Below are 13,022 nucleotides of genomic sequence, written 5' to 3' on the forward strand. Positions count from 1 at the left end.
TGCCTTCCCGGGCCGTTCTCCCTACCATCCCCTCATGACCGCCCCCTTCATCGACTGGTCCCTGGTCACGGCCGTCATCGACCGTCTCATCCCCGCCGACGACCACCCGTCCGCCGCCCAGGCCGGCGTCGCCGCCCAGCTCGCCGCCCAGGTCTCCGAGATCCCGCACGTCTGGCGTGACCTGCTCGCACCCGGCTTCGCCGCCCTCGCCGCCGCCGGTTTCGGCGCGCTGACCACCGCCGAGCAGGACGACCTGCTGGTGGCGATCGCCGAGGGTCGCGTGACCGCCGCGTGGCCGGTCCCGCCGGCCGAGTTCCACGCCACGCTGCTGCGGCTGACCTGCGAGCACTACTACGGCACCCGGGGCGCGGCGAGCTGGGCGATGGTCGGCTACAGCCCGGCCCTGCGGCGCGACTCCGGCGTGACCTCGGCCGCGGCCGCACCGCTGCGGGTGGGCCGGCTCGCCGACACGGCCGAGACCTACGACGCCATCGTGGTCGGGGCCGGCGCCGGGGGAGGGGTGGCCGCGGCGGTGCTGGCCCAGGCCGGGCTGCGCGTGCTGGCGGCCGATCGCGGCGACTATCTGAGCTACGAGCAGATCGGCAACGACCATCTGCGCAATTTCCGGCTGAGCACCTACGGGCACAACACGCCGCCGTACGACGATGCCGGCCCCCGGTTCCTCGGCGACACGCTCATCGAGCACCCGTGGGAGCCAGGGTGGTCGGCGCTGCCCCAGACGATCGGCGGCGGCACGCGGGTCTACCAGGGGATGGCCTGGCGGCTGCTGCCCGCCGACTTCCGGCTGGCGAGCCAGTACGGCGTGCCGGCCGGGAGCTCGCTCGCCGACTGGCCGATCGGGTACGACGACCTCGAGCCGTTCTACACCGAGGCCGAGTGGGCGCTCGGGGTCTGCGGCGACGGGTCGAGCCATCGGAACCAGGGGGCGCGCGGGCGGGCGTACCCGATGCCCCCGCTCCCCGACAACACCGAGGCGCAGGTGTTGCGCCGCGCGGCCGGGCGGCTCGGGTGGTCGACCGGCCCGGTCCCGATGCTGATCAACTCGGAGCCCCGCGGCGGGCGCGGCCGCTGCGGCCAGTGCGGGGAGTGCGTCGGCTTCGCCTGTCCCACCGACGCCAAGAACGGCCCGTTCAACACGGTGCTGCCGGCCGCGCAGTCGACCGGCAACCTCACGCTGATCGGCTCGGCGCGCGCCACCGCCGTCACCACCGGCCGGGCCGGGGCGGTGACCGGCGTCGACTTCGTCGACGAGACTTCGGGGGAGCGGCGCACGGTCCGGGCCGGTCACGTGGTGGTGGCGTGCTCGGCGATCGAGACCGCCCGGCTACTGCTCGCCAGCCGGTCGGAAACTCACCCGTACGGCCTCGGGAATCGCACCGACCAGGTCGGGCGGCACCTGCAGGGCCACGTCTACGTCGGCGCGTACGGCATCTTCGGAGAGCCGGTGATCGACGGCCCCGGGCCGAACGTCCGGATCGCCACCTGCGACCACCAGCACTCGGCGCCCGGCCTGCTCGGCGGCGTGCTCGCCAACGAGGTCGTCAAGCTGCCGATCCTGCACTGGAGCTGGGCCCTCCCGCCGGGCGCGCCCCGCTCCGGCCTGCCCGGCAAGCGCGCGATGGCGTCGCTCTACCGGCGGACGAGTCACCTGTTCGGCCCGATCCAGGAGATCCCGAACGCGGAGGCGCGGGTGACCCTGGCCGAGCCGACGCGCGACCGGCACGGCGTCCCGGTCGCCCGCATCAGCGGTGCGCTGCACCCGGAAAATCGGGGCAGCGCCGACCTGCTCATCGCCCGCGCCACCGAGTGGCTGACCGAGGCGGGCGCCGAGCGGGTGTGGAACGGCCCGTACCGCATGACCGTCTCGGCCGGCCAGCATCAGGCCGGCACCTGCCGCATGGGCGACGACCCGGCCACCTCGGTGACCGACCCGTGGGGCCGGGTCCACGGCCACCCCAACCTATGGGTCATGGACGCGTCGGTCCACGTCACCAACGGCGGCTTCAACCCGGTGCTGACCGTCCTGGCGCTGGCTTTCCGCAACGCCCACCACCTGGCGGGCGTCGCATGAGCCGCCTCAGCCGTTGCGAATGCGATTGTCGAGGGGCGGTGGCTGACTGACCCACCACTCCTCGGGCACGGCTTCCCGCATCTCGGCCGCGAGCTCACGCAGATGCGCCTCGATCGGCTGATGCCGGTGCGCGTCGGCGAGCCCCGCCAGCCGGACCTGCCACCGGGCGATCTTCTCCACGTCCACGCTGACCTGGTAGTCCATCGCTCAACCGTAGGCGAGAACCGGGCGAAAAGCGCGCATTTCCCCCGCCCACCGTGGCGCCCGCGCGGCACCGTGGCTCGTTCGGCCGCGGCTCGCGCGGGGGCTACGCGGTCGACCGCGCCCCCGTGCGCTCGTGTCCCCGCGCCCGCCGCGTGGCCTGCGCTCACCTCGGCCTCGCACTCACCCTGCGGCCTCGTGCTGACACTGCGGCCGCGTATTCACCCTGCGGCCGCGCACCGACCCCTGCGGCCTCGCATTCACCCTGCGGCCGCGCACCGACCCCTGCGGCCGCGCACCGACCCCTGCGGCCGCGCACCGACCCCTGCGGCCGAGCACTGACCCCTACGGCCGCGCATTCACCTGCGGCCGCGCACTGACCCCTGCGGCCGCGCACTCACCCTGCGGCCTCACGACGGTCCTACGCCGCGCCCGGCAGCGTGCCGGTGTTCGCGTTCTTCGCGGCCGGGGTCACGGTCGGCGCTTGGCGGCCGCCCTCGGCCTCGTGCCGGCCGCTCGCGGCGCTCACCGCCCGCTACGGCTGGGTGAGGGCCACGGCCGGCCGGCGGCGGAAGCGCAAGCGCCACAGGCGTCCGGCGGCGACGGTGATGATGAGCCAGACGACGTAGGTGAGGGGAGTCCAGGCGCCGCCGTGGGTGGTCGCGGTGCCGTTGCTGAAGGTGTAGGTGGCGGCGCTCTGCAGCCACATCACGCCGGACCACGTGTAGGTGCCGGTGGCGTGCGGGTCGACCGCGGTGACGCCGTGCTGGAAGGCCTGACCGGCCTCGCCCAGGAAGAAGTTGAGCAGCAGCGGCGTGTAGGCCGCCGCGAAGGCGGCGCCGATCCAGGAGTGGCGCGGGCCGTCGCCGAACTCGGCCACCAGGTACTGCTCGGCCAGCCGGCGACTGCCGCCGACCCGGCGCAGCGCCTCGGTGGCGCCGACGTCCTGGGTCGCCTCGAGCAGGTTGGCGCGCACCTCGCGGCGGATGGCGATGCGCTGCGCCCGGGGCAGGTCGTAAATCTGCTGGTCGAGCATCCACACGAGACGCTCGATACGCAACCGGTCGAGAGTGCGCGGCATGGAGATGTCCTTTCACGGAAGGGACCCGCAGGGCGGGAGGGACTCGCAGGGCGGAACGACGGGTCAGCGGCGCGGTCAGGAGGGCGGAAGCGGCGCGATCAGGCGGCGGCGCGATCAGGCAGCGGCGCGGTCAGGAGGGCGGCGCGGTCAGGAGGGCGGCGCGGTCAGGAGGGCGGCGCGGTCAGGAGGGCGGCGCGGTCAGGAGGGCGGCGCGGTCAGGAGGGCGGCAACGGCCGGGAAAGGACGGCGTCCACCGCCGCGATGTAGCGGGACCAGGTGGCGGTGCCGCTTGCGAGGGCCTCATGGCCGGCGGGGGTCAGGCGGTAGTACTTGCGGGCGGGGCCGCTCGGCGAGGGCACGAGGCGGGTCTCCACCCGGCCCTCGCGCTGCAGGCGGGTCAGGGCGGGATAGACGCTGCCCTCGAGCACGTCGGCGAACCCGGCGCCCTGGAGCCTCTGCACCACCTCGTAGCCGTACGACTCGCGCTCGGCCAGCAAATGCAGCAGCAACAAGGAAAGCACCCCCTTCAACAGCTGCGGATCGTGTGTGTCCGTCATGCATCTATACAAAGGCAAGTACTTGAGAATGTCAAGTAGCGGCCCGGCACCCAGGGATCGCATGCATCGCAGGTATACCGGGACAGGTACTGTATCTGATACAGTAGCTGTCGTGATTGAGGAAACACGCGACGACGGCGTGGACGTCCTCGCGGCCGATCTGCTGCGCGGCCACACCGACACGATCGTGCTGGCGGTGCTGCGCGACGAGGACCGCTACGGATTCGAGATCTTCAAACGGATCCGGGACGCCACCGGAGGGCGACATGAGATCAAAGAGGCGACGCTCTACGCGACGTACCGCCGGCTCGTGAAGGACGGCCTCATCGAGGCCTACTGGGGCGACGAGAGTCAGGGCGGCCGCCGCAAGTACTACCGGATCACCGACGCGGGCCGGGCCGTCCACCGGCGCAGCGTCGCGGCGTGGCAGCTCACCCGCGACCTGATCGACACGCTTCTCGACATCGGCGAAGCGACCGGCGACAAAGCCCGCGAGAAGGCCCCCGACCAGACCCCCGACCGGACCCCCGACAAGGCAAGGCGATCATCGTGACCAACCCCAGTGACACGGCGGACGTCCATCGCCTGCTCGACGAGGCGTTCGCGGGCATCGAGATGACCCCGGAACGACAAGATCTCAAGGAGGAGGTACGCGCGAATCTCGTCGCCCGCACGGCGGAGCTGACCGCCGGCGGCCTGTCCGGCCCGGCCGCCGCCCGCACGGCGATCGAGGAGCTCGGCGACATCAACGCGATCATCGACGGCACCGAGACGACCGGGTTCGCGGCCAACGCCGTGCTCCGGGTCCGCCCCCGCCCGGCCTTCGTGCTGCGCACCGTGCTGCTCTCGGCGGTCGGCGTCACCGGGCTCGCGGTCCTGGCCCTCGCCGCCACCGCGGGCGGCGTCGCGCTGGCGGGAGAGGCGGTCGCCGCCCTGGTCGTGGCTCTGGCCGGCGGCGCGATCACCGCCGACGCCCTGCGCCAGGAGACCACGAGCAACCACCCGCTGCCGGCCGGGCGGGCCGCCTGGTACGGGGCCGGCACGTTCCTGACGCTGGCCGGTCTCGCGTGCGGCTGGCTCTACCTGCGCGCCGACGACCTCGCCTGGATCGTTCCCGGCGCGGTGCTGCTGGTGGCCGGCGTGGGCACCCTGAGCTACCTCGGCGCGACCCAGACCAACCGCCGCAAGCAGTGGGCGATGCGGATGGCCGAGTCGCACGCCGAGGTCGGCAACCGGTTCACCGAGGACCCGTCGGCGGCGGCCCGGTTCGGCATCTACGTCCTGGTCGACTGGGTGATCGCGATCGCCGTCTTCGTCCTGCTGACCCTCACGGTCGGCTGGCTGTGGTCCTGGCTCGCGATCGTCGGCGGCATCGTGCTCATGATGATCATGGTCGCCCGCATGCTGTTCGTGCCGGCCGAGCCCGGAGAACAGAAGTAGAGGCGTGGCCGCGGTGTTGGCGCACCGCGGCCACGGACACACCCGGAGCCGTCACCTGACTCTGCCGTGCGTGCCTGCAGACAACACGGTAGCGCCCCGTGCGGCTCCTTCGCGAAAGCCCGAAGAAGGAGACCCACCATGCCCGCACCCGCACCCGCCATCGAGGCGGCGGAGCTGGTCAAGACGTACGGCAAGGGCGGCAAGGCCGTCCACGCCCTCACCGGCCTGAGTTTCGCGGTCGAGCCCGGCATCGTCTTCGGCCTGCTCGGCCCGAACGGCGCCGGCAAGTCGACCACGGTCCGGATCCTCACCACCCTGTCCCGCCCCGACCACGGCCGCGCCCGGGTCAACGGCCTCGACGTGGTCGAGCACCCCGATCGCGTCCGGCGCCTCATCGGGTACGTGTCGCAGAAGCCCGGCTTCGACCCGATGGCGACCGGCGTCGAGAACCTGGTCCTCCAGGGCCGCATCCACGGCGCCCCGGCCCGGGACGCCCGAGCTCGCGCCGCCGAGCTGCTCGAGCGGTTCGACCTGACCGAGTCCGGCCGCCGGCTCGCCGGCACCTGGTCGGGCGGCATGCAGCGCAAGCTCGACGTCGCCATGGGCCTCATGCACCGGCCGCGCGTGCTGTTCCTGGACGAGCCGACCACCGGCCTCGACCCCGAGGCGCGCCTCGAGCTGTGGGCCGAGATCGCCCGGCTGGCCCGGCAGGACGGCCTGACCGTGCTGCTCACCACGCACTACCTGGAAGAGGCCGACCACCTGGCCGCGCGGCTGGCCATCGTCGACTCCGGCCGGGTGGTCGCGGCCGGCACCCCCGACGAGCTCAAGAGCGCCCTCGGCGGCGACACGATCCGGGCCGTCCTGGCCCGGCCGGCCGACGCCGGGCGGGCCCGCGCCGTGCTCGGCTCGATCTCCGGCGTGGGCGCGGTCGGGGCCGAGGGTGGCGCCCTGCACGCCCGCGTCACCAACGGCGCGGCGGTGCTGCCCGGCGTGCTGGCCGCGCTCGACGCCGCCGGGATCGAGCTGGCCGCGGTCGGCGTCGCCCGGCCCTCGCTCGACGACGTCTACCTGCACCACGCCGGCCGCAGCTTCGGCGAGGCCGACCGCGTGGGCAACGACCGAGAGGCGGTACTGCTGTGACCCTCGCCCTGACCCACGCGCGGCTGCTGACCGGCCGTTCCCTGCGCACCCTGTCCCGCCAGCCCGCCTACCTGCTGTTCACGCTGGTCCAGCCGATGGTCTGGCTGCTGCTGTTCGGCCAGCTCTTCCGGCGCATCGCCGAGCTGCCCGGCTTCGGCGGCGGCAACTACCTCGACTACCTGACGCCCGGCGTGGTCGTGATGACCGCGATGATGTCGGCCGGCTGGAGCGGCACCGCCATCGTGCAGGACATGGACCGGGGCGTCATGGACCGTACGCTCACCTCGCCGATCCGCCGCTGGGCGCTGGTCTCCGCCGGCCTGACCCACCAGGGGCTGGTCACGATCGTCCAGTCGCTGATCATGTTCGCCACCGGACTGCTGGCCGGCGCCCGCTACCCCGGTGGCGGCGTCGGGCTGCTGGTCGTGCTCGCCTGCGCGGTGCTGATCGCGCTGATCTTCGCGGGGCTGTCCAACGCGATCGCGCTGGTCGTCCACCAGCAGGAGGCGCTCATCGCCGTCTCCCAGTTCCTGGTGCTGCCGCTGGCGTTCCTGTCGTCCATCATGATCGCCCCCGAGCTGATGCCCGGCTGGGTGGCGACGGCCGCGAAGTACAACCCGGTGGACTGGGCGGCGGTGGCGAGCCGCGAGGCGCTGACCGCGACCCCGGACTGGGGCCTGGTCTTCGGCCGGATGGGGCTGCTGGCCGCGCTGGCCGCGCTGATGGCCTGGCTGGCGGCCCGCGCCTACCGCGCCCACCAGCGGTCCCTTTAGGAACGGGCGGGGCCGGCCGGCACGATCGCCTGGTGGAACCGGAAGAACCGGTCCGGGTCGTACCGCGCTTTGACGGATTGCAGGCGGGCGTAGTTGGTCCCGTGATACGCGCGGGACCAGTCCGCCAGGCCCGGGTCCGGGAAGTTCGGATACACCCCGCCGGAGCCCCACTCCCGCACCGACGCGCGCGAGCGGGCCGCCCACTGCCGGGCGGCGGCCCGCTCGGCCGCCGGCGCGTCGATGCCCACCGTTGCCGAGTGCTTGAGCAGGAACAGCGCGTCGCGGTGGGCGAAGGCGGTGGCGTGGACCGGGACCCGGTTGTACGCGCCGCCCCACGGGGTGAAGTCGAGCTCCCGGGCCTGGCCCGGGACCCGATTGCCGATGGTCTGGTCCACCACGGCCGTGATCGCCTCCTCGGGCAGGCGACGGCCGAAGAACCCGGAGATGATGACCGTGTGCCCGGCCGGCCCGGCGTCGTCGCCGGCGCCTGCCAGGTACCGCTGCGGGTCCTCGACCGGCCGGCGGCGGATGACGGTGGAGAGCGGCTCGGCGCCGGCCATCGCCGCGAGCTCGCCGAGCAGCCGGGCCGCCGGCGGCTCGGCGTCGAGCATCGCCCCGATCAGCGTGAGAACCGGCGGCCGCTCGACGTCCGGGCCGGCGGTGAGCAGCAGGCTGGCCGCCAGCGCGTCGGGCCCGGCCGGCGCCCAGTCCTGCCAGGCCCCGATCACCCGCACGGCGTCGGCCGGCCGCCAGGCGAGCCGGAAGCCGGTGACCGGCGGCGCCGGGCCGGCGCGGAACGTCAGCGAGGTGACCACGCCGAACTGACCGCCCCCGGCGCCGCGCAGCGCCCAGAACAGGTCGGCGTCGTGGTCCTCGTCGCAGTCGACCACCCGGCCGTCGGCCAGCACCACGGTCGCCGAGAGCAGGTTGTCGCAGGTCAGGCCCCGGCTGCGGCCGACGATCCCGAGTCCGCCGCCGAGGGTGAGGCCGGCGATGCCCACCGTCGAGTGGCCCCCGGCCGGGATCGTCAGCGCGTGCTTCCCGAGTGTTTCGTAGATCTCGCCGAGCCGGGCCCCGGATCCCACCGTGACGACATCGCCGTCGAGCGACACCGACCGCATCGGCGACACGTCGATGACGATCCCCGGGCCGGACGAGCGCCCGCCGAAGCAGTGCCCGCCGCTGCGGACCGCGCAGGCGGCCCCCTGCCGGCGCGCCAGGGCGATGGCCTCGGCGACGTCCGCGGCGGACGCGCAGCGCACCACCGCCGCCGGCCGCACGTCGGGCAGCAGCGGGACGGCCGGCCGGCGTGCTATTTCATAGCCGGGCGTGCCCGGGAGAAGAACGACGACCATGCCCCGACGCTAGGGCCGGCCAGCGGCCCCGCTCTTGAACGAAACGGTCAGCGGCGCGAACGACGCCTCGTGGTCGTGCCCGTGCCCGCACGACCGCTCCACCTCGCGCAGGAACGCTCGCGGCGTCTCCCCGGTCAGCCGTACGCATTCCCGGGTCAGGTGGGCCTGATCGGCGTAGCCGGCGTCGGCCGCCGCCCGGGCCAGCCCGTCCTCCGCCGGGCGGCGGCCGCGAGCGAGGGCGTGCTGGGCCCGCGCGAGAAACCCCTGGAACCGCAGCATCCGGTGCAGCGACTTGGGGGAAACCCCGATCGCGGACCGGCACCGGCGGCGGAAGCTGCTCTCGGACACGCCCATCGAGGTCCAGATCGACCGGAGGTCGGTGGTTCGCCCCGGCATCAGGCGCCGCACCGCCTCCGCGACCAAGGGATCGACGCCGGTCGCGCGCGAGCGCACCACCTCGTGCATGACGGCCACCGCCCGATCCGGACCCGCCTCCGCCATGCGGTCGCCGGCCGCGTTCCCCCAGATCGCGGCCGCGTCCACGGTCAGATCGGCCAGCTCCGACACCGGCACCCCGAGCAGGGCGGCCGCCGCGCCGGGCCGGAAGCGAAGGCCGGCGAGGGCGCTGCCCGGTTCCAGCATCTCGACCCGCGGCCCGGTCAGCGGCCCGGCGATCCGCGGCGCCGAGCCGGCCCGCCACACCAGCTCGACCTCGCCGCCGGGGACGCTGCGGTGGGCGTAGGGCGCCGCATCCGGCCGCACGCGCCGCACCCACGCCGCCGCGACGAACGCCGCCAGCTCGGGCGCCGGCGGCCGCTCCCGATAGGTTTGCCCCGGATCGGCGACCCTGGATCGATCCATCCCCGGATTGTCGCAGCCCGCGTGGCAGGCTGTACCCCATGAGCGACGCCGGACTCGGGCTTCTCTGCCTGCCCTGCATGCTGGCCGGCGAGATCCGGCGGGCCTGGACGGTCAGTGAGGGGCGAGCGTGCTGCATCCGGCACGCGGTCGAGGACACCGACCTCGACGACATGGACCAGCACGACCTGTTCGTGGTGCTCTACGAGGCCCTGCGGAAAATGGGCTATCCGGAGGCGTACTGATCGAGGGCCGCCGCCCAGCCCCTCCGCTTCTGCTTCGACGACCCTGAATGGGGTATCCGGCGTGCCATGCGCATCGGATATTTCCTCTCCTGCGAGGAGTACACCCCGGCTCAGCTCATCGAGCAGGCCAAGCTGGCGCAGGACGCCGGCTTCCGCGGCCTCTGGATCTCCGACCACTACCACCCGTGGAACGACGCCCAGGGGCAGAGCCCGTTCGTGTGGTCGATCATCGGCGCCCTCGCCCAGGTCGTCACGATCCCGATCACCACGGCCGTGACCTGCCCGATCATGCGGATCCACCCGGCCGTCGTGGCCCAGGCCGCGGCCACCAGCGCGGCCCTGCACGACGGCCGGTTCGTGCTCGGCGTCGGCACCGGCGAGGCCCTCAACGAGCACATCCTCGGCGATCGCTGGCCGTTCGCCGACGAACGGCTCGAGATGCTCGAGGAGGCCGTCGACGTGCTGCGGCAGCTGTGGCGGGGCGAGTATGTCACCCACCACGGCCGGCACTACACGGTCGACCAGGCCCGGGTCTACACGCTGCCGGCCGAGCCGCCGAAGGTTTACGTCTCCGCGTTCGGCCCGAAGGCGCTCGAGGTCGCGGCCCGCATCGGCGACGGCTACATCTCGACCATGCCCGACGGGGACGCGCTCACGGCGTACCGCGACCACGGCGGCCGGGGACCGGCCCAGGGCGGCTTCAAGGGCTGCTGGGCGCCGACCGAGGACGAGGGCGCCGAGATCGCGCACCGGCTGTGGGCCAACGCGGGCGTGCCCGGCGAGCTGTCCCAGGTGCTGCCCTCGCCCAAGCACTTCGAGCAGGCGTCGCAGTTGGTCACCCCGGACATGATCCGCGAGTCGATGCCGTGCGGGAACGACCCGGCCGGGCACGCCGAGCAGCTCAAGAAGTACGAGGAGGCGGGCTTCGACGAGGTGTACGTGGCCAACATCGGCCCGAACTACCGCGAGCTCATCGACCTCTATCGCCGCGAGTTCCTCTGAGGGGTTTGCTGCTCCCGGGGCCGGGCATCCCGCTAGGCCCCGGGACGATGGTGGAGGCACGTGTGGCGCGGTTACGGCGGAGCGAGTTGTCCAAGCCCGGCCTGTCGCGCCGCCGCTCCGGGAAGGGCTTCACGTACCTCGACGCCGCGGGCGCGCGCCTGGGCGACGCCGCGACGGTCGAGCGGATCAAGGGCCTCGTCATCCCGCCGGCCTGGGAGAACGTGTGGATCTCGCCGGACCCGCGGGGGCACATCCAGGCCACCGGCGTGGACGCGGCCGGCCGCAAGCAGTACCTCTACCACCCGGAGTGGCGCACCGCGCGGGACGCCAAGAAGTTCGACCGGGTGCTCGAGCTCTCCGCCCGGCTGCCGAAGATCCGCGAGCGGCTCCAGGACGACCTGACCGGCCGCGGGCTCACCCGCAAGCGGGTGCTCGCCGCCATCGCCGGGCTGCTCGACATGGGCATGTTCCGGATCGGCAGCGACGAGTACGCGGCGCGCGACGAGGATCCCTCGTTCGGGTTGTCCACCTTGCGGCCCGGCCACCTGAGCACCAAGGGCGGCTGCGTGCTGCTGAACTTCCCCGGCAAGTCCGGCGTCGAGCACTCCGGCACGGTCGGCGACGGCGAGGTGTGCGCGGTGCTCAAGGACCTCAAGCGGCGCCGGCGGGGTCAGGACCGGCTGTTCGCCTACTGGGACACGCACGCCCGGCGGTGGCGGGAGATCGACGCCGACGCGGTCAACGACTATCTGAAGGAGATCAGCGGCGAACAGATGACGGCCAAGGATTTCCGTACGTGGCACGGCACCGTCAAGGCCGCCAAGGAGCTGGCCGAGGCCGGGCCCCAGCCCACGAAGGCCAAGCGCAAGAAGGCCGTCGCGCACGCCATGAAGGAGGTCGCCGACCTGCTCGGCAACACGCCGGCGGTGGCCCGGTCAGCGTACGTGGATCCCCGGGTGATCGAACGGTTCGAGGACGGCCGGATGGTCACGAACGATACTGAGCGGGCGGTCCGTGACCTGATCCGCGGGGATTCATGAGTAGGTTGTGCACATGGGTGTCGACAGCATGCGCAACGACGAGCGGCTGCGTCGTCTCGAGGCGGTCACCGACGCCACCCTGTCCCGGCTGGACGCCTCCGACCTGCTCGATGAGCTCCTCGACCGGGTGCGTGAGCTGCTCGGCGCGGACACCGCCGCGATCCTGCTGATCGACCCCCATTCCCGCCAGCTGGTGGCCACCGCCGCGAAGGGACTGGAGGAGGAGGTACGCCGCGGCGTCCGCATCGCGATCGGGCGGGGATTCGCCGGCCGGGTCGCCGAGACCCGTCACCCTCTGGCGGTCAACGACGTCACCCCCGAGAGCGTCGTCAACCCGATCCTCATCGAGCTCGGCATCCGCTCGCTGCTCGGCGTGCCGATCATCGTGGCCGGCGAGGTCGTCGGCGTGCTGCACATCGGCACCCTGCAGCGGCGCGAGTTCACCGCCGACGAGGTCCAGCTTCTCCAGCTGGCCGCCGACCGGGCCGGCGCCGCCGGGCGCATCCGCAGCCAGAAGCTCGAGCAGGCCGCCGCGCTCGCCCTCCAGCGCAGCCTGCTGCCCAGCACGCTGCCCGAGACCCCCGGCGTCGAGCTGGCCGCCCGCTACGTCCCCGGCCACGAGTTCGGCATCGGCGGCGACTGGTACGACGTGTTCACCCTGCCGTCCGGCTGGCTCGGGGTGGTGATCGGCGACGTCTCCGGGCACGGCCTGGCGTCCGCGGTGGTGATGGGCCGGATCCGGAGCGCGCTCCGCGCGTACACGCTGATCACCGACGATCCCGCCGAGGCCCTCACCCTCCTGGACCGCAAGGTCCGGCATTTCGAGGCGGGCAGCCTCACCACCGCGCTGTACGCGATGATCCCGCCCGACCGTTCGACCGCGTTCGTCTCCTCGGCCGGCCACCCGCCCCCGGTGCTGGCCGTCCCCGGCGAGCCGACCGTCGTGACCGCGCTGCCCGCCGACCCGCCGCTGGGCGTCGGCACGCTGCCGCATCGCCGCCGCACCACGGTCCTGCCCCTGCCGCCGGGCGCCACGCTGGTGCTCTACACCGACGGCCTGGTCGAGCGGCGCGGCGAGGTGATCGACGTCGGGTTCGAGCGGCTCACCCGCGTGGTGCGCGCCGAGCCGGCCGAGCAGCTGTGCGGCCGGATCATCGCCACCTCCGGCCTCGACGAGCCCACCGACGACGTGGCGCTGCTGGTCGTGCGGCGTTTCGCCGATCACTGAACCGGGC

The 13,022-nt window shown here is 73.4% G+C and carries 14 protein-coding genes; 9 read left to right on the top strand and 5 right to left on the bottom strand.

All coding sequences use genetic code 11. The annotated features are described in order from the left end of the window. The first annotated feature begins 34 nt into the window (after nucleotides 1–34). Nucleotides 35–2,092, top strand: a complete 2,058-nt coding sequence (locus tag ACZ6TB_RS11385; protein ID WP_465553190.1) for a GMC oxidoreductase — start codon at nucleotides 35–37, stop codon at nucleotides 2,090–2,092. A gap of 6 nt (nucleotides 2,093–2,098) precedes the next feature. Here the strand turns inward: ACZ6TB_RS11385 and ACZ6TB_RS11390 are convergent, their stop codons facing one another. From ACZ6TB_RS11390 to ACZ6TB_RS11400, 3 genes are all read right to left on the bottom strand, one after another. Further along, a complete protein-coding gene (locus ACZ6TB_RS11390) occupies nucleotides 2,099–2,296 on the bottom strand; it encodes a hypothetical protein (protein WP_465553192.1) in 198 nt (65 codons plus the stop codon). Between the two features lie 532 nt (nucleotides 2,297–2,828). Beyond that, nucleotides 2,829–3,374 (bottom strand): hypothetical protein, encoded by a 546-nt coding sequence (locus tag ACZ6TB_RS11395; RefSeq protein ID WP_465553194.1) that lies wholly within the window; start codon nucleotides 3,372–3,374, stop codon nucleotides 2,829–2,831. A gap of 215 nt (nucleotides 3,375–3,589) precedes the next feature. Then, entirely contained in the window at nucleotides 3,590–3,931 is a 342-nt protein-coding gene (locus ACZ6TB_RS11400; RefSeq protein WP_465553196.1) for a PadR family transcriptional regulator, read from the bottom strand. A gap of 112 nt (nucleotides 3,932–4,043) precedes the next feature. On the opposite strand from ACZ6TB_RS11400, the gene ACZ6TB_RS11405 reads away from it, so the two are divergent. The 4 genes from ACZ6TB_RS11405 to ACZ6TB_RS11420 all read left to right on the top strand — a co-directional run bounded on the left by ACZ6TB_RS11405 (nucleotide 4,044) and on the right by ACZ6TB_RS11420 (nucleotide 7,287). Continuing rightward, nucleotides 4,044–4,484 (top strand): PadR family transcriptional regulator, encoded by a 441-nt coding sequence (locus ACZ6TB_RS11405; RefSeq protein WP_465553198.1) that lies wholly within the window; start codon nucleotides 4,044–4,046, stop codon nucleotides 4,482–4,484. Then, on the top strand, nucleotides 4,481–5,371 hold the full coding sequence (locus ACZ6TB_RS11410) for a permease prefix domain 1-containing protein (protein WP_465553200.1): 891 nt from the start codon (nucleotides 4,481–4,483) through the stop codon (nucleotides 5,369–5,371). The genes ACZ6TB_RS11405 and ACZ6TB_RS11410 overlap by 4 nt, the downstream gene beginning before the upstream one ends. 138 nt (nucleotides 5,372–5,509) lie before the next feature. Further along, nucleotides 5,510–6,514 (top strand): ATP-binding cassette domain-containing protein, encoded by a 1,005-nt coding sequence (locus ACZ6TB_RS11415; protein WP_465553202.1) that lies wholly within the window; start codon nucleotides 5,510–5,512, stop codon nucleotides 6,512–6,514. Next, nucleotides 6,511–7,287 carry an ABC transporter permease gene (locus ACZ6TB_RS11420; RefSeq protein ID WP_465553204.1) on the top strand — a complete coding sequence of 259 codons (777 nt, stop codon included), beginning with the start codon at nucleotides 6,511–6,513 and terminating at the stop codon, nucleotides 7,285–7,287. The genes ACZ6TB_RS11415 and ACZ6TB_RS11420 overlap by 4 nt, the downstream gene beginning before the upstream one ends. Here the strand turns inward: ACZ6TB_RS11420 and ACZ6TB_RS11425 are convergent. Together ACZ6TB_RS11425 and ACZ6TB_RS11430 are read right to left on the bottom strand one after the other, a co-directional pair. Further along, nucleotides 7,284–8,642: an FAD-binding oxidoreductase gene (locus ACZ6TB_RS11425; protein ID WP_465553206.1), complete on the bottom strand. Its 1,359-nt coding sequence runs from the start codon at nucleotides 8,640–8,642 to the stop codon at nucleotides 7,284–7,286. The two genes, ACZ6TB_RS11420 and ACZ6TB_RS11425, sit on opposite strands and share 4 nt — an antisense overlap. 9 nt (nucleotides 8,643–8,651) lie before the next feature. Beyond that, on the bottom strand, nucleotides 8,652–9,503 hold the full coding sequence (locus ACZ6TB_RS11430) for a DUF6597 domain-containing transcriptional factor (RefSeq protein ID WP_465553208.1): 852 nt from the start codon (nucleotides 9,501–9,503) through the stop codon (nucleotides 8,652–8,654). Between the two features lie 38 nt (nucleotides 9,504–9,541). Between ACZ6TB_RS11430 and ACZ6TB_RS11435 the strand changes: the two genes are divergently transcribed. From ACZ6TB_RS11435 to ACZ6TB_RS11450, 4 genes are all read left to right on the top strand, one after another. Next, the gene (locus tag ACZ6TB_RS11435) at nucleotides 9,542–9,745 is read left to right on the top strand and encodes a hypothetical protein (RefSeq protein ID WP_465553210.1); all 204 of its coding nucleotides are present in this window, start codon (nucleotides 9,542–9,544) and stop codon (nucleotides 9,743–9,745) included. A gap of 66 nt (nucleotides 9,746–9,811) precedes the next feature. After that, nucleotides 9,812–10,747: a TIGR03557 family F420-dependent LLM class oxidoreductase gene (locus tag ACZ6TB_RS11440; RefSeq protein WP_465553212.1), complete on the top strand. Its 936-nt coding sequence runs from the start codon at nucleotides 9,812–9,814 to the stop codon at nucleotides 10,745–10,747. Between the two features lie 47 nt (nucleotides 10,748–10,794). Then, on the top strand, nucleotides 10,795–11,787 hold the full coding sequence (locus ACZ6TB_RS11445) for a DNA topoisomerase IB (protein WP_465553214.1): 993 nt from the start codon (nucleotides 10,795–10,797) through the stop codon (nucleotides 11,785–11,787). 13 nt (nucleotides 11,788–11,800) lie between these two features. After that, entirely contained in the window at nucleotides 11,801–13,015 is a 1,215-nt protein-coding gene (locus ACZ6TB_RS11450; protein ID WP_465553216.1) for a PP2C family protein-serine/threonine phosphatase, read from the top strand. Nucleotides 13,016–13,022: the final 7 nt, after the last annotated feature.

Source organism: Actinoplanes sp. NPDC051537 (assembly GCF_055586105.1).

Coding starts and splice junctions, on each gene's coding strand:
- ACZ6TB_RS11450 (WP_465553216.1), top strand. CDS start 11,801: ATGGGTGTCGACAGCATGCGCAACGACGAGCGGCTGCGTCGTCTCGAG.
- ACZ6TB_RS11435 (WP_465553210.1), top strand. CDS start 9,542: ATGAGCGACGCCGGACTCGGGCTTCTCTGCCTGCCCTGCATGCTGGCC.
- ACZ6TB_RS11385 (WP_465553190.1), top strand. CDS start 35: ATGACCGCCCCCTTCATCGACTGGTCCCTGGTCACGGCCGTCATCGAC.
- ACZ6TB_RS11425 (WP_465553206.1), bottom strand. CDS start 8,642: ATGGTCGTCGTTCTTCTCCCGGGCACGCCCGGCTATGAAATAGCACGC.
- ACZ6TB_RS11390 (WP_465553192.1), bottom strand. CDS start 2,296: ATGGACTACCAGGTCAGCGTGGACGTGGAGAAGATCGCCCGGTGGCAG.
- ACZ6TB_RS11430 (WP_465553208.1), bottom strand. CDS start 9,503: ATGGATCGATCCAGGGTCGCCGATCCGGGGCAAACCTATCGGGAGCGG.
- ACZ6TB_RS11445 (WP_465553214.1), top strand. CDS start 10,795: ATGGTGGAGGCACGTGTGGCGCGGTTACGGCGGAGCGAGTTGTCCAAG.
- ACZ6TB_RS11400 (WP_465553196.1), bottom strand. CDS start 3,931: ATGACGGACACACACGATCCGCAGCTGTTGAAGGGGGTGCTTTCCTTG.
- ACZ6TB_RS11395 (WP_465553194.1), bottom strand. CDS start 3,374: ATGCCGCGCACTCTCGACCGGTTGCGTATCGAGCGTCTCGTGTGGATG.
- ACZ6TB_RS11415 (WP_465553202.1), top strand. CDS start 5,510: ATGCCCGCACCCGCACCCGCCATCGAGGCGGCGGAGCTGGTCAAGACG.
- ACZ6TB_RS11440 (WP_465553212.1), top strand. CDS start 9,812: ATGCGCATCGGATATTTCCTCTCCTGCGAGGAGTACACCCCGGCTCAG.